This window comes from Actinoplanes subglobosus, from assembly GCF_042650585.1.
Taxonomy (GTDB): Bacteria; Actinomycetota; Actinomycetes; order Mycobacteriales; family Micromonosporaceae; genus Actinoplanes; species Actinoplanes subglobosus.
The window spans coordinates 210,996-227,028 of record NZ_JBHSBL010000028.1 but is presented as its reverse complement, the minus strand read 5'-3'; the positions used below and the strand labels follow the sequence as shown (position 1 = coordinate 227,028).

The 16,033-nt window shown below is 71.5% G+C and carries 16 protein-coding genes; 10 read left to right on the top strand and 6 right to left on the bottom strand.

From position 1 onward, the window contains the following. Window positions 1–125 precede the first annotated feature (125 nt). Window positions 126–1,289 carry a dipeptidase gene (locus tag ACFO0C_RS41510; RefSeq protein ID WP_378072329.1) on the top strand — a complete coding sequence of 388 codons (1,164 nt, stop codon included), beginning with the start codon at window positions 126–128 and terminating at the stop codon, window positions 1,287–1,289. A 120-nt stretch (window positions 1,290–1,409) separates the two neighbouring features. Continuing rightward, the gene (locus ACFO0C_RS41505) at window positions 1,410–2,147 is read left to right on the top strand and encodes a S1 family peptidase (RefSeq protein WP_378072328.1); all 738 of its coding nucleotides are present in this window, start codon (window positions 1,410–1,412) and stop codon (window positions 2,145–2,147) included. Window positions 2,148–2,168: 21 nt separating this feature from the next. Here ACFO0C_RS41505 and ACFO0C_RS41500 read toward each other — a convergent pair whose 3' ends face one another. Continuing rightward, complete coding sequence (locus ACFO0C_RS41500; RefSeq protein WP_378072327.1) at window positions 2,169–3,572, bottom strand: hypothetical protein; 1,404 nt, start codon at window positions 3,570–3,572, stop codon at window positions 2,169–2,171. Beyond that, window positions 3,569–3,904, bottom strand: coding sequence for a PadR family transcriptional regulator (locus tag ACFO0C_RS41495; protein ID WP_378072326.1), 336 nt, complete (start codon window positions 3,902–3,904; stop codon window positions 3,569–3,571). The genes ACFO0C_RS41500 and ACFO0C_RS41495 overlap by 4 nt, the downstream gene beginning before the upstream one ends. Before the next feature lie 162 nt (window positions 3,905–4,066). Here ACFO0C_RS41495 and ACFO0C_RS41490 point away from each other — a divergent pair, with 162 nt between their 5' ends. Then, window positions 4,067–5,089 carry a glycoside hydrolase family 5 protein gene (locus ACFO0C_RS41490; protein WP_378072325.1) on the top strand — a complete coding sequence of 341 codons (1,023 nt, stop codon included), beginning with the start codon at window positions 4,067–4,069 and terminating at the stop codon, window positions 5,087–5,089. A 58-nt stretch (window positions 5,090–5,147) separates the two neighbouring features. After that, the gene (locus ACFO0C_RS41485; RefSeq protein WP_378072324.1) at window positions 5,148–5,813 is read left to right on the top strand and encodes a helix-turn-helix domain-containing protein; all 666 of its coding nucleotides are present in this window, start codon (window positions 5,148–5,150) and stop codon (window positions 5,811–5,813) included. Window positions 5,814–5,818: 5 nt separating this feature from the next. On the opposite strand, the gene ACFO0C_RS41480 is transcribed toward ACFO0C_RS41485, so the two are convergent. Further along, complete coding sequence (locus ACFO0C_RS41480) at window positions 5,819–6,214, bottom strand: VOC family protein (RefSeq protein ID WP_378072323.1); 396 nt, start codon at window positions 6,212–6,214, stop codon at window positions 5,819–5,821. Between the two features lie 197 nt (window positions 6,215–6,411). Between ACFO0C_RS41480 and ACFO0C_RS41475 the strand changes: the two genes are divergently transcribed. The 4 genes from ACFO0C_RS41475 to ACFO0C_RS41460 all read left to right on the top strand — a co-directional run bounded on the left by ACFO0C_RS41475 (window position 6,412) and on the right by ACFO0C_RS41460 (window position 10,790). Continuing rightward, a complete protein-coding gene (locus tag ACFO0C_RS41475; protein ID WP_378072322.1) occupies window positions 6,412–7,266 on the top strand; it encodes a CHAP domain-containing protein in 855 nt (284 codons plus the stop codon). A gap of 176 nt (window positions 7,267–7,442) precedes the next feature. Beyond that, a complete protein-coding gene (chvE, locus tag ACFO0C_RS41470) occupies window positions 7,443–8,534 on the top strand; it encodes a multiple monosaccharide ABC transporter substrate-binding protein (RefSeq protein ID WP_378072321.1) in 1,092 nt (363 codons plus the stop codon). Window positions 8,535–8,563: 29 nt separating this feature from the next. Continuing rightward, a complete protein-coding gene (locus ACFO0C_RS41465; RefSeq protein WP_378072320.1) occupies window positions 8,564–10,141 on the top strand; it encodes a methyl-accepting chemotaxis protein in 1,578 nt (525 codons plus the stop codon). Between the two features lie 25 nt (window positions 10,142–10,166). Next, window positions 10,167–10,790 (top strand): hypothetical protein, encoded by a 624-nt coding sequence (locus tag ACFO0C_RS41460; protein ID WP_378072319.1) that lies wholly within the window; start codon window positions 10,167–10,169, stop codon window positions 10,788–10,790. On the opposite strand, the gene ACFO0C_RS41455 is transcribed toward ACFO0C_RS41460, so the two are convergent. After that, the gene (locus ACFO0C_RS41455; RefSeq protein WP_378072318.1) at window positions 10,787–11,752 is read right to left on the bottom strand and encodes a GlxA family transcriptional regulator; all 966 of its coding nucleotides are present in this window, start codon (window positions 11,750–11,752) and stop codon (window positions 10,787–10,789) included. The two genes, ACFO0C_RS41460 and ACFO0C_RS41455, sit on opposite strands and share 4 nt — an antisense overlap. Window positions 11,753–11,871: 119 nt before the next feature. On the opposite strand from ACFO0C_RS41455, the gene ACFO0C_RS41450 reads away from it, so the two are divergent. After that, window positions 11,872–12,762: an NADP-dependent oxidoreductase gene (locus tag ACFO0C_RS41450; protein WP_378072317.1), complete on the top strand. Its 891-nt coding sequence runs from the start codon at window positions 11,872–11,874 to the stop codon at window positions 12,760–12,762. Here ACFO0C_RS41450 and ACFO0C_RS41445 read toward each other — a convergent pair. Then, window positions 12,743–13,948 carry an MFS transporter gene (locus ACFO0C_RS41445; RefSeq protein ID WP_378072316.1) on the bottom strand — a complete coding sequence of 402 codons (1,206 nt, stop codon included), beginning with the start codon at window positions 13,946–13,948 and terminating at the stop codon, window positions 12,743–12,745. The two genes, ACFO0C_RS41450 and ACFO0C_RS41445, sit on opposite strands and share 20 nt — an antisense overlap. A 55-nt stretch (window positions 13,949–14,003) precedes the next feature. On the opposite strand from ACFO0C_RS41445, the gene ACFO0C_RS41440 reads away from it, so the two are divergent. Beyond that, window positions 14,004–14,972: an ArsR/SmtB family transcription factor gene (locus ACFO0C_RS41440; protein WP_378072314.1), complete on the top strand. Its 969-nt coding sequence runs from the start codon at window positions 14,004–14,006 to the stop codon at window positions 14,970–14,972. A 172-nt stretch (window positions 14,973–15,144) separates the two neighbouring features. Here the strand turns inward: ACFO0C_RS41440 and ACFO0C_RS41435 are convergent, their stop codons facing one another. Continuing rightward, window positions 15,145–16,023, bottom strand: coding sequence for a phosphatase PAP2 family protein (locus ACFO0C_RS41435; RefSeq protein ID WP_378072313.1), 879 nt, complete (start codon window positions 16,021–16,023; stop codon window positions 15,145–15,147). Between the last annotated feature and the right edge of the window lie 10 nt (window positions 16,024–16,033).

Sequence of the window (16,033 nt, the reverse complement as noted above, 5' to 3'; positions counted from 1 at the left end):
AAAGAGATTCCAGGTCGGCGGGTGCAGGCCGAGTGCCCGTGCCGGTGCCACCCGGTTGCGGTGAAACGAGCCCCGAACGGGCGGATCTGCTTGCACGGACGGGCGGCGGCCGGTAGCCAGAGGAGATGAACTTGATCATCGACGGCCACAACGACCTGCCGATGCGTCTGCGGGAGTGGCACGGGTCGGCGGTGCCCGACCTGTCTGCGGTCCCGGGCCTGCACACCGATCTGCCCCGGCTGCGCAAGGGTGGCGTGGGCGGGCAGTTCTGGTCGGTCTACGTGCCGTCGGACCTTCCGGAGCCGGTGGCGGTGACGAGCACGCTGGAGCAGATCGACCTGGTCCACCGGCTGGTCGCGGCGTATCCCGACGACCTGGCGATGGCCTACACGTCGGCGGACGTGGAGCGGGCGATGGCCGGCGGGCGGATCGCGTCGCTGATCGGCGTCGAGGGCGGGCACTGTCTCGCGAGCTCGCCGGCGGTGCTGCGCTGCCTGGCGCGTCTCGGCATCCGTTATGTCACGCTCACCCACAACCACCACACCGGGTGGGCGGATTCGGCGACGCAGGCGGCGGCGCACGGCGGCCTGACCGATCAGGGGCGGGCGATGGTACGGGAGATGCAGCGCCTGGGAGTGCTGGTCGACCTGTCGCACGTCTCCACCGCCACCATGCACGCGGCCCTGGACGAGGCCGTCGCCCCGGTGATCTTCAGCCACTCGGGCGCCCGGGCGGTGACCGACCATCCGCGCAACGTGCCCGACGACGTGCTGACCCGGCTGTCCGGCAACGGCGGGGTGATCCAGTTGACGTTCGTGTCGTTCTTCGTGTCGCCGCGGGTGCGCGACTGGATGCAGGCGGCCGACGACGAGTGGGAACGGCTGGGCCTGCCCCCGTACGGCGAGGACTGGCCGCGTGCCCCGCTGCCGGGCGAGGAGCCGGCGCACGTGCCGGTGGCCGTCCCGCACGACTGGGCGGCCGAGCCGGCGTTCCGCCCGTGGCTGGCCGCGCACCCGAAGCCGCAGGCGACGGTGGCGCAGGTGGCCGACCACGTGGATCACGCCCGGGAGGTGGCCGGCGTCGACCACGTGGGCATCGGCGGGGATTTCGACGGCACGCCGGAGGTGCCGGACGGGCTGGCCGACGTGTCCGCCTACCCGCGGCTGTTCGACGAGCTGCGGGACCGCGGCTGGTCCGGCGCCGACCTGGAGCGACTCGCGAACCGCAACGTACTGAGGGTGCTGCGCGACGCCGAGGAGCACGCCGAGGACCCGCTCTGGCCCCGCTGAGTCCGGGCATCATCACGCCGGCCAGGGGCACCGGCTGAGATGTATCGATAAACGTCACTTTCTTGTAACTTCGGCCGCGGGCACCAGCCCGTTCCCCCGAAGGCACGAAGGGACGTACACATGCGCATCCCAGCCCGGATCCTCCTGGCCGCCGCCGTCGCGATGGCCGGCATGTTCGCGCCGGCCGCCGCCCAGGCAGCCCCCGTCGACCCCGGACCCGCCACCCAGGTCGTCGGCGGCGTGACCGCGAGCGAGAACTACTCGTTCATGGTCTACGTGTCCGGCTGCACCGGTTCGCTGATCAAGGCGAACTGGGCGGTCACCGCCGCACACTGCCCGACCCCCAGCACCGTACGGGTCGGCAGCATCAACCGGTCCAGCGGCGGCGTCGTCGTCTCGGTCCGGCGGGCCGTCACCCACTCCCGGATCGACGTCAAGCTGCTGGAGCTGGCCACCTCGGTGACCTACGCCCCGGCGCCGATCCCGACCACCTCCGGCGCCGTCGGCACCGCGACCCGGATCATCGGGTGGGGCCAGACCTGCCCGACCCGCGGCTGCGGCTCCACCCCGGTGGTGGCCAACCAGCTGGACACCTCGATCGTCACGGACAGCCGCTGCTCCGGCATCGACGCGGCCTACGAGATCTGCACCAACAACACCAACGGCAACGCCGGCGCCTGTTACGGCGACTCCGGCGGGCCGCAGGTCCGGCTGGTCAGCGGCCGGTGGGCGCTGATCGGCGTCACCAGCCGGGCCGGGAACAACAGCTCCACCTGCGCGACCGCCCCGTCGATCTACGGTGACCTGCCGTCGATCCGCGCATGGGTGAACACCCAGGTCGGCGGCCTCCCCGCCTGATCCGGTGGGCCGGGCGGGCGGTCAGACCGCCCGCCCGTGCCGCACCGCGACCACGCCGGGCATCCGCGACACCTCGTCGACCACCGCCGCATACACCCCCGGGCTGCTCAGGCTGACCTCCCAGAAGTACGGGACCCGCATCCCGGAGTCGCCCTTGAGCCGCCCGCCGTCACAGTAGGCGTCGCGGTACGCCGCCTCGGCCGGGTCGTGGTGGAACGACGACGCCACGGCACCCCAGACCCGGTTGATCGCCGCCTCGGCGTAGTTGCGCTGCACGTCGGTGGAGTCCTGGGCGACGTAGACCCGGGCCACCCGGCTGTGCGCGACGACCTCGGCCGGCAGGTCGTCGGGCGGCCCGGACGGGGTGCACGCCGCGAACGCCGCCGACTGCCCGCCGGACAGCACGACCGCCCCGGCCACCAGCACCGCCGCCGGGATGGCCGCGCGCATCCGGACCACCGCGAACGCCGTCACCACCATGGCCAGGATCAGCGCCCCCGAGGCGCCGGTCAGCGAGCCCAGGCTGAGCCACACGAACTCGTCGGCGGGCCGGTCGGGTCGCACGTTCCACATGCCGCCGAGCAGAGCGGTCATCAGGGTCCAGACGACCGCGGTCCAGGCGAGACCACCGGCGACCGCGGTCCGCAGCGGGTGGCCCTCGCTGCGGCGGCTCGCCCACCCGAAGAACAGCCAGCCGGCGAGCGCGCCGACGACTCCCCCGGCGGCGGCGACCGTGTCCAGCCAGGCCGGGGCGGACCGGGTCAGCTCGAAACTGTGCGCGCCGTCGGAGTCCCACGCCGCCCGCTCACCCCAGAGCGTTCCGTAGTAACTGAGCACCAGATCGTCGCGGGAGGCCCAGAACGTGGCGCCGTCGCTCGGGGTCACGGCCTCGTGGTCCACCTCGTAGACGACCTCGCCGTGCACGTCCCAGCCGGCCGCGGCCAGCCGGTCACGGGCACCCTCGGCATAGGCGCGCACGTCCCGGGTGGGGCCGTTGTGCTTCACCCAGTAGTCGGCGTAGCCGTAGACGGTCTGCTCACCGTCGCCACTGAGCCGGAACGGCTCCGCGTCGCCACCGCCCCACACCCGCTGACCGGGGAAGACGGTCTGGCCCAGAGCCTGCGACTCGGCGCCGGACGGCAGCGCGGGGGCGTTGGCCCAGCCGATTCGGGCGGCGGCGGCCGCACCGAGCAGGCCGGACGCGAGCGCGGCCAGGACGGCCAGGACCACCACCGCGGTGCTCGCCGGGTGACCCAGGCGGGCGCGTAGCCCGTACCGGACTAGGTTGAGGATCTCCCGGAGAGCCGGCCGGGAGCGCTGCGGCGGAGCGCACTCCAGCAGCGTCGCGAGCATCTCGGCGCGTCGCGGGCCGGGCGGGTAGAAGCGCAGCCAGCGGCCGTAACGCCGGGCCAGCCGGTCGCTCATGACGACACCGGTCCCAGGCCGAAGCGGCGGCGGGCGGCCAGTTGGGCGGTGGCCGCCTCCACGCTCGCGCGCAGCCGCTCGGTCTCCGCGTCGAGAGCGGCCGCGCCGTCGCTCGTGAGCCGGTAGTAGCGGCGCGGCCGGCCGTCGACCGTCTCCTCCCGGTCGAACTCGACCTGGCCGAGGGCGACCAGGCGGTCCAGGGCGGCGTAGAGGGTGCCCGCCTGCAGCGTGATCCGGCCGTCGGAGAGGCGGGTGACCTCCTGGATGACCGCGTAGCCGTAGCGCGGCTCGGGGGCGAGAGCGGTGAGGATCCAGAAGGTGGGTTCACGCATCGGCCCAATATAAAGATGATCTGACTATGCGGTCAACGCATGTTCGTCCGTGAGCGTTTGTGAACGAGTGGGCTCGAACAATCGCGTGAGCGTTCACATCATTACCAAGGTGTTGCCTAGCACGTTCCCCGCGTGCGTTCCCCCGCGTGGAAGGACGAGACCTTGCGAACCACCTTCTTACGTACCGTCATCGGCGGCCTCACCGCACTGGCACTGGTTCCCCTCACCGTCGTCACCGGCGCCGCACCGGCCGCCGCGGTCACCAACCAGTTCCGCGGCATGAACTGGGCCGTGCTCGGTGACAACTTCAGCACCGGCCCACTCGTCGTGCAGGGCCTGAGCCAGTCCGACAGCAACGCCACCGTACGGGCCAAGGCCAACGCCCTCTACGACGACATGGCCGCGGTCGGCGTCAACACCGTCCGCCTGCCGATCAACACGCACACCGTCGGGACCACCTGGTGGAACGCCTACCGGGGAGCCATCGACGCGGCCACCGCCCGCGGCTTCAAGGTCATCCTCGCCTACTGGGAGGACGGCGCCGCGTCCGGCGGCCGGATCACCAACATCGCCGCGTGGAACACCATGTGGTCCAACGTCACCTACCTGTACGGCGCCAACACCAACGTCTACTTCGAGCCGATGAACGAGCCGCACGGCTACACCTCGGCCGAGTGGCGCACCGTGGCGGCGAACTGGATGAGCTACCACTATTCGGCGGTGCCCAGCCGGACCCTCATCGGCGGTACCGGCTACAGCCAGGACCTGCGTGACGTCTGCAACGACAGCCGGTTCAACGGCACCCTGCTGTCGTTCCACCACTACGCGTTCTTCTACAGCGCGATGACCTACGACGCGTTCCGCACCCACGTGCAGACCCGCCTCGGCAACTGCGCCTCCCGCGCGGTCGTCACCGAGTACGGCGCGCCGATGTCCACCGGCCTCAACTACGCCGACGCGAACAGCACCGACAACTTCGTCCGGCACATCCGGGCCGTCACCCAGGTCATGCGGGACAACCAGATGGGTGGCGTCTACTGGCCGGCGCTCGGCGGCAAGCCCACCGGCACCTCCGGCTTCGACTACTACTCGATGTTCGCCTTCAGCGGCAGCGGCACGAACCTCAACCTGGCCGTCCGCAACACCTCCGGGCGCGACCGCATCCGGTACGGCTGGGGCCTCTGACCTAGCCGGGCCCTCCCGCGGGACGCTTTCGTCGTACCCCCGTGGGAGGGTTCTCGGTGTGTACGAGGAATGGACGTCACCGCTGCCGCACGTCGTCGCGTGGCGCAGCGTCACGCCGGCGGGCGCCGCGCCGAAACGGATCCTGCCGGACGGCTGCCTGGACCTGATCTGGCACGACGGCACGGTCTTCGTCGCCGGGCCGGACACCACCGCCCAGATCGGCCCGCCGTCGCCGGGCAGCCGCTATGCCGCGTTGCGGTTCGGCGCGGGCACCGGGCCGGGCGTGCTCGGCGTGCCGGCGTCCGAGCTGGTCGACCGGCGGGTGCCGCTGGAGGCGCTGTGGCCGGCGGCCGAGGTCCGGGCCGTCGCCGGGGCGGCCGACCCGATCGCCGCGCTGACCGCCGCCGCGACCCGGCGCTGGCAGGAGCCCGATCCCCTGATGGTCGCCCTGGCCGGGGCCGCGCGGGCCGGCCGCCCGGTGGCCGCGGTCGCCGAGCGGTGCGGCCTCAGCCCCCGGCAGCTGCAGAGAAGGAGCAACACCGCTTTCGGGTATGGTCCGAAGACTCTCCACCGCATCATGAGGCTGCAACGGGCCGTCGCGCTGGCCCGTGCCGGCCGGCCCTTCGCCGCGGTGTCGGCCGACGCGGGCTACGCCGACCAGGCCCACCTCGCGCGTGAGGTGCGGGCGATGGCCGGCGTGCCGCTGACCGCCCTGCTTCGCTGACTCCTCTACTGCGCCGCCTTCGACCAGGCGAAAAGGTCGACCACGTTGCCGTCCGGGTCCTTCACCTGGGCGTATCTCTGCCCCCACGGCGCGTCCCACGGCTCGTTGACCGACGGGTGGCCGGCCGCGACCAGGTCCGCGTGCACACTGTCGACCTCGGCCGGGTCGGCGCAGAGGAAAGCCCAGCCACCACCCGGAGGCCCGGGTTCGTAGGACGGGTCGAAGGACCCCAGCGAGGAGTGGGTGTCCCACATGAGACGGATGCCGCCGGCGACGACCGCCTCGGTGTGCGGCTCCCCCTCGGCGCCGGGCGCGAACTCCAGACCCAGCCGCCGGTAGAAGGACAACGACGTGGCCATGTCGGCCACCGCGATACCGATCGCGTTGAAGGTGGGTGCCATGTCCCCGACGCTACGAGCCGGCCGCGCCCCGGGTCTTGAAGAAATCAGACATCTCTCGGTCAGGCGGTCCGCGCCGGTAACCGGGCTGCCACCCGGTTGCACCGCCGTGCACACCAGCACCTTTGACGCCGCGCCGAATCTCCTGGTGAAGACGCACGGATCGACACCGATCCGGGCCCACGACAGGAGGACACCACATGACGAACCCGCACACCGACGCGATCGAGACCGCCCGGACCCGCCGCCGCCGTCACCTGACCCGGATGCTGGCCGCGGGCGCGCTCGGAGCGGGTGCGGCCGTCAGCATCGCCGTTCCCGCGCAGGCCGCCGCCATCACCGGCTACCACGTGAGCGGGACGAACGGCAGCGGCGCACGAGTCGTCAGCGACCCGCGGACCGCCAGACCCGCCACCGTCTCCACGCTGGCGGACGGCACCGCGATAACCATCGACTGTGGCATCCGCGTCAACCGCGACACCGTCTGGCACCACATCACGTCGCCGGTCGCCGGATTCGTGTCGGCCCGCTCCACCGACATCCCGCGCCACCAGCGAAACTGGCTCCTGCGCGGCGAGCAGAACTGTGCCCCCGGCACGTCCGCCCCCGCTCCCGCCACGCCGGCGCCCACCACACCGGCGCCCACGACGCCCGCCCCGGCCACGCCGGCACCGACCACCCCGGCGCCGGCCGCGACCCGCGGCGCGACCATCACCTACAACCAGGGGTACGCCGGCAGCTGCGTCTTCTACGCGCTGGACCGGTTCAAGAAGTTCACCGGTGTCTACCCGAAGGCGTTCGGTGACGCCAAGTACCTGGCGAGCAGCGCGGCCTCCAACGGCTGGGCCACCGGCAGCGTGCCGCGGGTCAACAGCATGGTGGTCTTCCAGCCGGGACAGAACGGTGCCGGCGCACAGTACGGCCACGTCGCCTGGGTCGAGCAGGTCTCCGGCGACCGCATCTACGTCGCCGAGATGAACTTCCCGAACGCCTACACCGTCACCTACCGCTGGCTCACCCCGGTGGCCGGCGTGCAGTACGTCTACGCCGCCTGACGATCGTCGACATGCAGCAGCGGGCATCCCCTCCGGATGCCCGCTGTTTTGTCCTACCCCCGGTAGTCGCGCGGTTGCGGAACTGTGATGTGAACAGTTAAGAAACTGTTTCGCGTGGTCGATTCTCGTGCTGGGACCGGATCGGTCCGACCGAGCGACCGCGGGGAGTAGGGCCAGTGTTGGCACGACGATGGGTGGCGTGGACGGCCGCGGCGACGGTTCTGCTCGCCGCCGGTGGCTGTGACAGCGGGACGACGGCCGCGGCTCCGGTCGTCGAGCGGGGCACCGTCGGGCTGGCGATGCCGACGAAGGAGTCGGAACGCTGGATCGGTGACGGCGAGAACATGGTCAAGCAGTTCGAGCTGCTCGGCTACCGCACCGACATGCAGTATGCCGACGACGACGTGCAGCTGCAGGTTCAGCAGATCGACGAGATGGTCGAGAACAAGGTGCGCGCCCTGGTGATCGGCGCGATCGACGGCACCGCGCTGAAGGGTGTGCTGGCGAAGGCGGCGGCGGCGGACATCCCGGTGATCTCCTATGACCGGCTGATCCGGGACAGCGGTGACGTCGACTTCTACGCGACGTTCGACAACTTCAAGGTGGGCGTCGAGCAGGCGTCCGCGCTGGTCGACGCGCTCGGTGTCCGTACCGGCAAAGGGTCTTTCCATCTCGAGCTCTTCGCCGGGTCCCCGGATGACAACAACGCCACGTTCTTCTTCAACGGGGCGATGAGCGTGCTGAAGCCGTACATCTCGTCGGGACGGCTGCGGGTGCGCAGTGGTGAGACGACGTTCGCGCAGGTCGCGACCATGCGGTGGGATGCGGCGGTGGCGCGGGAGCGGATGACGCGCCTGCTGGGAAGTGACTACGGTCAGGCTCGGGTGGACGCGATCCTGTCGCCTTACGACGGGATCAGCCGTGGCATCCTGGCCGCTCTCGAGGAGGACGGCTACGGGTCGAAGGGCCGCAAGCTGCCGGTGATCACCGGTCAGGACGCCGAGCTCGACTCGGTGAAGCTGATCGCGGCGGGCAAGCAGACCGAGACCGTCTACAAGGACACCCGTGAGCTGGCCAAGGTGGCCGTGCAGATGACGAACGCGCTGCTGACCGACGGGGAGCCGATGGTCAACGACACGAAGCAGTACCACAACGGGGTCGAGATCGTGCCGACCTTCCTGCTCCAGCCGGTGAACGTGGACCGGTCCAACTACGAGCGCGTCCTTGTCGACGGCGGCTACTACACCGCCGCCCAGATCGCCTCCTGACGCCCGGCCGAGACCACGGAGGTTCTGACGTGCCGAAACCCACACTGCTCCGGGACGCCCCGGTCAGCACGAAACTCACCGCGCTGGTCGGCGCCGGCCTGCTGGCCGTCGGCACCTGTGTCGGCGTGACGCTCTACAACAACCGGGTCGCCGACCGTACCGCGGACCGTCTGGCCGCCCTGAACTCCGCGAGTGCCCTGGTGTTGCGCCTGGACCAGGTGGCCAGCGACCTGAAGGTGCACGGTCTCCAGGCGATCACCCGGGACGAGCCGGCGGACCAGACCGCGCTGCTGCGTGACCGCCTGGCCGTGGCCGACGATCTGCTGAAACAGTTGAAGGCGATCGAGCTGCCGGGCGAGCTGACCGCCGCCGTGGACCGGATCCAGACTGTCTACGACGACTACGGGCAGGTCATCGAACGGTTCGTGGCCGGGGCGGTGGCCGAGCAGGGTCAGGCCCGCCTGGCCTGGGAGCAGATCGACGTCGACAACTATCTGACGAGTGCGGTGCTGGCGAACGAGCGGGCCCTGTTCGCCGCCACCATCACCGCGGCCAGTGCCGACGCGACGGCCAGCCGGGAGCGCGCGGAGCTGATCCTGCTGGCCACGGCCCTCGCCGCGATCATCGTGCTGTGCGTGCTGGCACGGATCATCGTCACCTCGATCACCCGGCCGCTCCAACGGGTCCGTACCGCGCTCAAGGCGATGGCCGAGGGAGATCTGACGGTCACCACCGACGTCACCTCCGGCGACGAGATGGGCCAGATGGCGCGGGCCCTGGACGAGGCGCAGGGCAACATGCGTACGGTCGTCGCCCAGGCCGCCGCCTCCGCGCAGGCCCTGTCGGCCGCGGCCGACGAGATGACCGCGACCGCGGGCAGCATCGCCGACGCCGCGCTGGGTTCGTCGCAGCAGGCGCGGACCGTGTCGGGTACGGCCGAGTCGGTGTCGTCGCACGTCGGCGCGGTCGCGGCCGGCGCGGCGGAGATGGCCGAGTCGATCCGGGAGATCGCGCACAGCACGGCCCGTGCCGCCGAGGTGGCCGGTCAGGCCGTCGACGTCGCGCGGTCGACGAGTTCGCACATCGACAAGCTGGGCACCTCGTCGGCCGAGATCGCCAACGTGGTCCAGGCGATCACGAGCATCGCCGAGCAGACGAACCTGCTGGCGCTGAACGCGACGATCGAGGCGGCCCGGGCCGGCGAGTCGGGCAAGGGGTTCGCGGTGGTCGCCAGCGAGGTGAAGGACCTGGCACAGGAGACGGCGCGGGCCACCGAGGACATCACCCGGCGGGTGGCGGCGATCCAGCACGACACCGCCGGCGCGGTCGAGGCGATCAGCCAGATCAGTTCGGTGATCGAGCAGATCAACGACTTCCAGGCGACGATCGCGGCCGCCGTGGAGGAGCAGACCGCCACGACCGCCGAGATGAACCGGGGTATCACCGCTGTCGCCGACGGCGCCGGGGACATCGCGGCCGGGGTCGCCGGTCTGGCGTCGGCGTCGGAGGTCACCACGACCGGTGCCGCGCAGTCGAAGCAGGCGATCACCGAGCTGAGCACGATGGCGCGGGAGCTGCAAGGCCTGGTCGCCCGCTTCCGGGCGTAAATCTTACGGCGATAGGGTTCACCCGGTGGAAATAATCGACTTCATCGGGTGGGCCGGCTCAGCCCTTCTCGTCTGGTCCCTGTTACAGAGCCGGCTGCTGCGTCTGCGCGCGCTCAACCTGGTCGGCTGTCTCGTGCTGATCGGTTTCAACGCGGCGGTCGGCGTCTGGCCGATGGTCGGGCTCAACGTGGTCCTCGCCGTGATCAACGTGTGGTACCTGTGGCGGATGCTGGCGACCCGCCACGACGACAAGGTCTACCAGGTCGTCGAGGTCCGCACCGACGACGCGTTCCTGCACCACGTCCTGCGCAACCACCACGACGACATCAGGAGATTCAACCCCGGCTTCGGTACGGAGATCCTCGCGCACCCGGACACCGCGGCATTCCTGGTCGTGAACGAGGACGAGGTGGCCGGGGTGGTCGTCTTCCACGCCGCCGGCGACGGGGTGGCGCAGGTGGACCTGGACTACGTCGTCGACCGCTACCGGGATCTGACTCCGGGCGAGTTCGTGTTCCGGCGCAGCGGCTACTTCACCGACCGTGGCTGCCGGGCGGTGGTCACCCCGCCCGGCATGCGCTCGCCCTACTACGGGCGGCTCGGTTTCCAGCCCCGCGGCGACTCCTACGTGCTGGAGCTCGCCCGTTAGGCGGCCGCGTGCCGGAAGGTGCGCCGGTAACTGTGCGGACCGACGCCGGTGACCGCGCGCAGGTGCATCCGGAACGACGCCGCGGTCCCGAACCCGGCGCGCTCGGCGATCCGCTCGACCGGCAGGTCGGTGCTCTCCAGCAGGTGCCGGGCCAGGTCGACGCGGCGGCTGATCAGCCACGAGCCGGGGGTGGCGCCGGTCTCCTGGCGGAACCGGCGGGTGAACGTGCGGACGCTCATCCGGGCGTGCCCGGCCAGCGCGGCCAGGTTGAGCGGCTCGTCGAGGCGTTGCAGTGCCCACTCGCGGGTCGGCGCGGTCGACGTCTCGGTCTGCTCGGGCACCGGCTGCTCGATGTACTGCGCCTGACCGCCGTCCCGCCACGGCGGCACCACGCAGCGGCGGGCCACCGCGTTGGCGATCTCGCTGCCGTGGTCGCGGCGCACGATGTGCAGGCACACGTCGACCCCGGCGGCGGCGCCGGCCGACGTGAGCACGTCGCCGTCGTCGACGAACAGCACCGCCGGGTCGACGGCGACCTGCGGGAACAGCCGCTGGAAGTGGTCCGCGCAATACCAGTGGTTGGTGGCCGGGCGGCCGTCGAGGAACCCGGCCGCGGCGAGCACGTAGGCGCCGGTGCAGATCGACACGAGCCGGGTGCCGGGCCGGATGTGGGCGAGCGCGGCACGGACCGGTTCGCTGAGGGTGCCTTCGGTGAACATCGGCGCGAGCGGGGCCAGCGCGGGCACGACGACGGTGTCGGCGGTGGCGAGGATCTCCGGGCCGTGCTCGGCGCTGATGCTGAAGTCGGCGTCGGTCGGCACCGGGTCGGCGCCGAGACCGGCGGTGACCACCTCGTACAGCGGCCGGCCGGTGCCGTCCACGACGCTGCCGAAGACCCGCTTGGGGATGCCCATCTCGAAGGGGTAGACGCCGGGCAGGGCGAGGACGACCACACGATGCATGGCCAGATCTTTGCACATGTCGTCGTTCAGGCCACTGTTTCGGTACGGCCCTGGCCGCGAGGCTCTAACCCATGCAGGCAATCACTCAAGATCGACTGGGCGGCCCCGAGGTACTCACGGTGACCACCGTCGACCGTCCGGAACCCGGCCCGACCGAGATCCTCGTCCGCGTCCACGCCGCCGGCCTCAACCCGGTCGACGCCAAATCCCGCGCACACGGCGGTTTCCTCGGGCAGCCGCCGTTCACCCTCGGCTGGGACGTCTCCGGGGTGGTGGAGAAGGCCGGCGTGGGCGTCACCCTCTTCTCCCCCGGCGACGAGGTGTTCGGCATGCCCTGGTTCCCCCGGCCGGCCGGCGCGTACGCCGACTACGTGACCGCGCCCGCCCGCCACTTCGCCGCCAAGCCCGCCGAACTCGACCACGTGCACGCGGCGGGTCTGCCGCTGGCCGGCCTCACCGCCTGGCAGGCGCTGACCGACCGCGCCCAGGTGCGGCCCGGCCAGCGGGTTCTCGTCCACGCCGCGGCCGGTGGAGTCGGTCATCTCGCCGTTCAGATCGCCAAATCCCTGGGGGCGTACGTGCTGGGCACCGCCCGATCCGACAAACACGACCTGCTCCGCGGCCTGGGAGCCGACGAGGTGATCGACTACACCGCCGTCGACTTCACCTCAGCAGTCGACCCGGTCGACGTGGTGATCGACCCGATCGGCGGCGCCGACGGCCCACGCTGCCTCCAGGTCCTCCGCCCCGGAGGCACCCTGGTGTCGTTGAACTCGCCCGCCGAACAACACCTGGTCCCGCGGGCCTCCGAACTCGGCGTCCGCGCCGGCTTCCTACTCGTCGAACCGGACCGGTCCGGCCTGCTCGCCCTCGCCGACCTGGTCCGTGACGGGCGCCTGCGGGTGCTCGTGGAGGCCGAACTCCCCCTGGCCGAAGCCGCGAAGGCCCACGAACTGAGCGAGACGGGCCGGGTGACCGGCAAGATCGTCCTCACCACGGGCGCCCGCTGAAACCCCGCCACCACCCGCTACTCAGCGCGCGGGTGCCGGCGCCCGCGGCCAGGAACACGCCGCCGAGCAGGATCCAGCCGGGTAGGCCCAACGCGACGGCGGTCGACGTGACCACCACCGGGGCCACCGCGCGGCCGATCGCGACGCCGGCCTGGCTGACTCCCTGATAGGCGCCGGAGCTGGCCGGGTCGGCCCATTCGAAGGCCAGTTCCCAGCCACCGGCCTCGGAGACGATCTCGCCGAGGCTGTGCGCCGCCACGGCGAGCACCAGCAACGTGACGGCGAACCCGGCAGGCCCCGGGAACCCGGCGGCCCCGTATCCGAGGCAGGCCGCGACGAGCAGCGCGGTGCCGTGGAAGACCGCACGCCCGGCCGACGGCACATCCTGGACCAGCCGCGTGGCACGAACCTGAAAGAACGTGACGATGGCGGTGTTGAGGAGCAACAGCAGCGCCACCGTCACGTCCGGTGCCGTCGTGTGGCCGGTCACCCAGAGCGGCATGCCGACGGTGAGCAGCAGGAACTGCATGCTGACCAGCGCGTGCAGGGCGGTCGCGGTCAGATAGCGGCGGTCGCGCAGGGGTGACCGGCCGCCGCCCTCTCCTGCCACCGCGGAACCGGTGCCGGCCTCCTCGGCGTATGCGGGCAACGTCCGCAAGGGCACCATCGCCAGCAGGACGAGTGCCGCTGCCGTCAGCATCGCCGTGGTGTAGGCGGTTCGGGTTCCCACTGCCAGGGCCACCGCCGCGGCGCCCGAACCCGCCGCGATGGACACGTTGTCCACGACGCGCAGCCGCGCCCGGACCGCGACCCGGTCGGCGCCGGTGAACGCCCGGGCCAGCAACGCCACGTGGGCGGTCCGTTGCACGCTCTCGGTTCCGATGGCCACGCAGGCGACCAGCACGAATCCGGCGGCGCTGTGGGTCAGGCAGTACGCGGCGAGTGCCGTTCCCTGCGCCAGCGCCGCCACGAGCAGCACCGGTCGCGGCCCGAATCGGTCGCAGAGACCGCCGGCTGCGAAAGCGGTCGCCACCGCGCCGATACCGGCGACGGTGAGGCCCGCGCCGACGGTCGCCGGGCTCAGGCCGACGACAGTGCTGAAGAACAGCGCGCTGACGCTGAACATCACGCCCTTTGCGGTCGAGGCGGCCACGGTGGCCCAGGTCAGAGAGGTCTCCAGATGCACCGGCACAGTTGACCGGGCCGGGCCGGAGGGTGCGATTGATGTAGCGTTCTGCTTCATGCCGGTGCGGTACAGGTTGGTCGGCCACGATCTGGCGGGTGTGCGGTTCGCTGTTTCACCGCTCAACGAGCTGGTGCTGTCCCTGCGCAGCTGGCGGGATCCTGGCCGGTTCCCGGTTCATCTGCCGTGGATCCGGCGGATGCAGCAGGCCCGTGACGTCCTCGACACCGAGATGCTGTTCGCGCTGATCACCGAGCGCCTGTGGACGCCGGATTTCCTGACACCACTACCCCGTTCACCGCTGACCAGGCTCGACGACGAGTTCGCGACGGTCGGGGCGACCCCGCCCGAGGTGGTACGCCGAGACCTGCGCCTCCTCTACGGCGGCGAGGACACCCGGGTGCCGCCGGTGCTGCGCGGGCCGGACGTGCTCCCCCGGATCGTCGGCGCGCTGACCGCCTACTGGGAGCTGTGCTTCGCCGAGCACTGGCCGCGGATGCGTGCCCTGCTCGAAGGCGACGTCACCCACCGCGGGCGGGAGATCGCGCAGCACGGGCTGGCGACCATGTTCGCGGGGTTGTCCGATCGGGTCCGCATGACCGGGGAAACGGTGGAGGTGCGCCTGCACTCGAATGTGCACTACACCCGTACCACAGTGGGGGGTCTGACCTTGATCCCGACGATGTGGACCCCGGCGGTGGCCGCACCGATCTCGCCGGACGAGCCGCCGATCATCATCTATCTCGCCCGGGGCAGCGGGACCCTGTGGCAGCCGGAACCGCTGCCGGCGCCCGGCGCGCTGGCGGCCCTGCTCGGCAACCACCGGGCCGGGCTGCTGGCCCGCCTCGGCACACCCACGTCCTCGACGGAGCTGGCGACCCGCCTGGGTGTCACGACGACCGCCGTCAACCAGCACCTTCGAGCCCTGAGAGCGGCCGGACTGCTGGTGAGCGCCCGGCACGGCCGCTCGGTCCTCTATCACCGCTCCGACCTCGGCGACCGCCTCCTGACCGGCGCCACCCGATGATCGGGTGCCGAGGGTGTCGGCCAGCGAACGGCGACGGCGAACCTCGTCGATGATCTGCTGATCGTCCTCAGGGGCGTCGAGCCGGCGCAGCAGGTCCCGCACGGTGCTGTCGACCCGTAGCCGCGCAGCACAACAGTAATTCCAGAGTCATGGCGACATCCTGGAAGGACCGTCATGGACGGGGTTCGTCGTCGGTGGCCAGCCACAACCAGCCGAGGAACGCGATCGCCACCACCGCCGCGATGCCGGCCGCCCCGGTGACGAAGGTGAGGCGGCTGGGTGACGGTGAGGCGGTCGTCATCGTCTCGGAGGTCCGGCCGACGAGCAGCCCGATCACCGTGACGGGTGCCCCGATGGCCGCGGTGGCCAGCAGCGGCAGGGTGCCGATCCGGCTGGGGCGGCCCGGCGCGGCCCGTCGGATCCGCAGCAGCCGGACGCCGAGAACGGCGATCGCGCCCCAGGCCAGGACCACCAGCAGCGCGGCGATGATGTCGCTCGGCCGGTGCCATCGCGCCCAGACGGTGCCGATCGCGATCACGGCGGTGTAGCCGGCACCGGCCAGCGCCGCGGGACCCCGCACGGCCGCCGGCAGGACGAGGACCAGGGCGAACGCGACCGACGCGGCCGCCGTGGTGTGGCCGCTGGGCAGCGAGTTGGGGTACGTCAGCCCGTCGAGTGTCGGCCGCGGCAGCCCGTCCTTGAGCAACTGGGTAGTGCCGTTGGCGCCGAGGACGAGGACGGCGGCGGCGATCGCCAGGTCGGCGCGTTTGCGGACGACACCGACGGTGGCCGCCACCACGCAGACGAGCACCAGGCTGGACAGTGTGGTGGCGTTGAGGATGCGGCTGAGCAGTTCCTCCAGGCGTGGATGGTGGACCTCGGTGCCGAGCATCGCCGCGGTGTCGAGCCACTGGCCGGAGATGGTACGGACGAAGACGTGGTAGGTGGCGGCCAGACCCAGGCCGGCGAGCACGCTGATGAGCAACGGCGCCACGAGGTAGACGACACCGGGGCGTCGCGTGGTAGCCGTGTCAGCGCTGCTCGTGGTCATGTTCTGGCCG